This is a genomic window from Nostoc cf. edaphicum LEGE 07299, assembly GCF_015207245.1.
Classification (GTDB): Bacteria; Cyanobacteriota; Cyanobacteriia; order Cyanobacteriales; family Nostocaceae; genus Nostoc; species Nostoc edaphicum_B.
Genome location: NZ_JADEXF010000738.1, coordinates 1 through 3,277, shown reverse-complemented (window position 1 = coordinate 3,277; position 3,277 = coordinate 1). Strand labels below are relative to the sequence as shown.

Below are 3,277 nucleotides of genomic sequence, written 5' to 3'. Positions count from 1 at the left end.
CCTTCTACCAAATGCACACGACTTTGGGCCTTACCCAACTCGTAATTGTAACGACGGTTCAGCGTCTCTTCTCGAAATCTCAAAAACTCTTGCAACAATTGACGCAAACTTAACTGGCGGGGTTGTCCATCGACGATTGCGAGGAGAATTGCCCCAAAAGTCATTTGTAAAGCAGTTTGGTGATATAAATGCTGGAGAACTTCTTGGGGATTGGTGTCGCGTTTGAGTTCAATTACTACCCGCATCCCTTCGCGATCGCTCTCATCCCGAAGATCGGAAATTCCTTGCAAGCGTCCTTGATTTACTAAGTCCGCTACCTTCTCAATCCAGGCAGCTTTATTCACTTGATAAGGCAATTCTGTAATAATAATTGCCGTCCGTCGCTTGCTTCCCCTTGCGGCTGGAATTTCCTCCAGAGTTGCGACTCCCCGCACTAGAATTCCACCTTTACCTGTGGTGTATGCTTCCCGAATTCCAGCTTCACCAACTATTTCCCCACCAGTGGGAAAATCTGGCCCTGGAATTAGCTCAAATAATTTTTCATCTGGCAAATCTGGGTTGTCGATTAAGGCAATTAACCCATCGACAACTTCCCCCAAATTGTGGGGTGGAACGTTTGTCGCCATTCCCACGGCAATCCCAGAACAGCCATTGAGTAACAGAAACGGCAACTGAGCAGGTAACACCGTTGGTTCTTGCTGGGAATTATCGAAGTTCCCGACAAATTCCACAGTTTCTTCACCAATTTCTGTCAGCATTCCCTCATGGCTGATCGGTGCAAGGCGCGTTTCTGTGTAGCGCATCGCCGCTGGCGGGTCATTATCGACACTGCCAAAGTTACCATGTCCTGCCAGCAAGGGATAGCGGCTAGAAAAATCCTGCACCAGTCTGACTAAAGCATCGTAAACTGATTGGTCGCCGTGGGGATGGTATTTACCCAACACATCACCCACTACACGGGCACATTTTCGATAGGGTCTATCTGGTACTAAACCGAGTTCGTGCATTGCATACAAAATGCGCCGATGCACTGGTTTTAAGCCATCACGCACGTCTGGTAGCGCTCGCCCGACAATCACGCTCATGGCATATTCTAGATAAGACCGTTGCATCTCGGTGTGCAGGGCTGTTGGAATTACCTGTCCCGTTGAGAGAAGGTTTAACTGTTTTGCCATGAGTTTTTTCCCTGAAATTTAACTACACAAAAGCCGATGGAACTCAACACTGCGGCAACCACAGCATAACGGATGAAATGAGATTCATAACAAAATTTTGATAGTCACAGAAGAAAAAGCAGTAGTATCATCCTTGATGACGAAGATGCACATTGACTATTAAAAAGGATGCACACGAGTATAATCTACATAAACTTAGTAGCTATGATACTTACCATGATTGCAAATCTTTAATTTTGTATTCTGGAATTCTTGAATCTCCTCACCTCTATAACTAAAATTCTCATGAAAACTGTTTTAATTGTTGAAGACGATCTAATTAATGCTCGTGTTTTTTCCAAAATTTTGTCCAAGCGTGGTGGCTTGGGTGTAAAACACACTGAAAATGTGGAAGAAGTCATCAAAATTGCCCAATCAGGAGAAGCCGATCTGATTTTGATGGATGTTTCTCTCTCCAGAAGTGTTTACCAAGGCAAGTCGGTTGATGGAATCAAGATTACACAAATGTTAAAATCCGATCCAAAAACAGCAAACTTACCTGTGATTCTGGTGACAGCACACGCGATGGAAGGCGATCGCGAAAACTTTCTCAAGCAAAGCGGTGCTGATGGCTACATTTCGAAGCCAGTTGTCGATCATCAACAGTTCGTTGACCAAATCATCGCACTTCTACCCACAGCCGAAAACTGAGAATTAAAGACTTATTTCAGGAATACTCGCCCGCAAATGTTTTTGGGCGACTAGTTCCTGTATTTATCTAGTATAGATGTACTACGAAAAGGTGCTATTAGGCAAGTGGTAAGGAGGAGTGCTGAGTAGTGAGTGCTGAGTGCTGAGTAAAGAGTTTGGAGTTAGAAGTTTGGAATTAACAGTTAAATATTTAAACTCCTAAATTCATAACTTCTTACTGAGCACTCACTACTCAGCACTCAGCACTCTTTACTCAGCACTGCCTATTGAGCCGGCTGTTTTCTAGGCGTAGGCGCTGATGATGAGTTTGCTGGTTGCTGTAGCGCTGCTTGAATACGGGGTAATTCTAGGAATTTTTTCGTATCAGACAGTAGACGATCGCCCCAGAGATTTTCCTTGAGGAAATTTAAATTAGCATAGCGCGAATCGATACGGAGTGCAGTTTCTCCCAAGGTTAGTCCTTGTTGGCGCTCGCCTTTAGTATACAGTGCCACCGCTAAGGCCAATAAAGGTTCTGCTGCTTGTTTATCAAGGGTTACAGCAGATTGCCATCGCTTAATCGCTTCGGGGATATTACCCTGTTCGTAGTTGATTAAGCCAATATTGTTAAGGGCCGGCCAGAATTTTTTATCTTGAGAGACTGCTTTATCGTACTGGGCGATCGCATCTGGCAATCGACCCAGCATAAAGTAAGCATTACCCAAATCAAATAAACCCTCTGGATTATTGGGTTTTAACTTCAAACCTTCTTGATAATTGACAGCAGCAGCCTGGTAATTTTTCTGCTGAAAATTAACTGAACCCAAAGCAAACAGAATATCACCATTTTTAGGGTTGATAGATTGTGCTTTTTTCAGACTAGCGATCGCACTATCAAACTCTTTCGTTTGCAGTTGCAATCCACCTAACAGCAACCACACTTTATCATTCCCAGGAGCCAGTTGACTAGCCAGCCGCGCTCGTGGCAAAGCTAAGTCAACCTGTTGAAACTGAGCTAGTTGAGCCGCCTCTTGTGCCAAGCTCAACCCCTGCTTTTCTAACTTTGTCGCATCTAGTTGCAGTGTATGGGGTATTAATGCCTGCGCGTTAGCGGCTTTTGGCATACTCCATAAACTACAGACCATTAAAAGAGAAATCAAACGAACATGTTTAGGCACACTACCGCCTTTAAGCCACTAATCAAAGAATCTTTCAGCTAGCTTAAACGATCTGCGCTCTTGACGGCAGCAAAATCTTACAAATAAAGGCAGGAGGCAGAAGGCAGAAGGCAGGAGGCAGGAGGCAGGAGGCAGGAGGCAGGAGGCAGGGGGAGCAAGGGAAGAAGAATTATTGATTAATGCCCAATGCCCCTCAAGAGTGCTGAGTCATGAGTGCTGAGTGCTGAGTTGGGAATCTCGCTTCTTTACTCAGGA

Annotated in this window: 3 protein-coding genes; 1 reads left to right on the top strand and 2 read right to left on the bottom strand. The window is 44.7% G+C overall.

Features of this window, described 5'->3' with window-relative positions:
• The coding region (locus IQ229_RS19870) for a DNA gyrase/topoisomerase IV subunit A (RefSeq protein WP_322744030.1) at positions 1-1,175 on the bottom strand (1,175 nt) is incomplete at its 3' end.
• A gap of 285 nt (positions 1,176-1,460) precedes the next feature.
• Here IQ229_RS19870 and IQ229_RS19865 point away from each other — a divergent pair.
• A complete protein-coding gene (locus tag IQ229_RS19865; protein ID WP_194046684.1) occupies positions 1,461-1,865 on the top strand; it encodes a response regulator in 405 nt (134 codons plus the stop codon).
• Between the two features lie 263 nt (positions 1,866-2,128).
• Here IQ229_RS19865 and IQ229_RS19860 read toward each other — a convergent pair whose 3' ends face one another.
• The gene (locus IQ229_RS19860; RefSeq protein ID WP_194046682.1) at positions 2,129-3,022 is read right to left on the bottom strand and encodes a tetratricopeptide repeat protein; all 894 of its coding nucleotides are present in this window, start codon (positions 3,020-3,022) and stop codon (positions 2,129-2,131) included.
• Positions 3,023-3,277: the final 255 nt, after the last annotated feature.

Excerpts from the sequence above, each read along its gene's own strand:
- IQ229_RS19865 (WP_194046684.1), top strand. The coding sequence starts at position 1,461 with ATGAAAACTGTTTTAATTGTTGAAGACGATCTAATTAATGCTCGTGTT.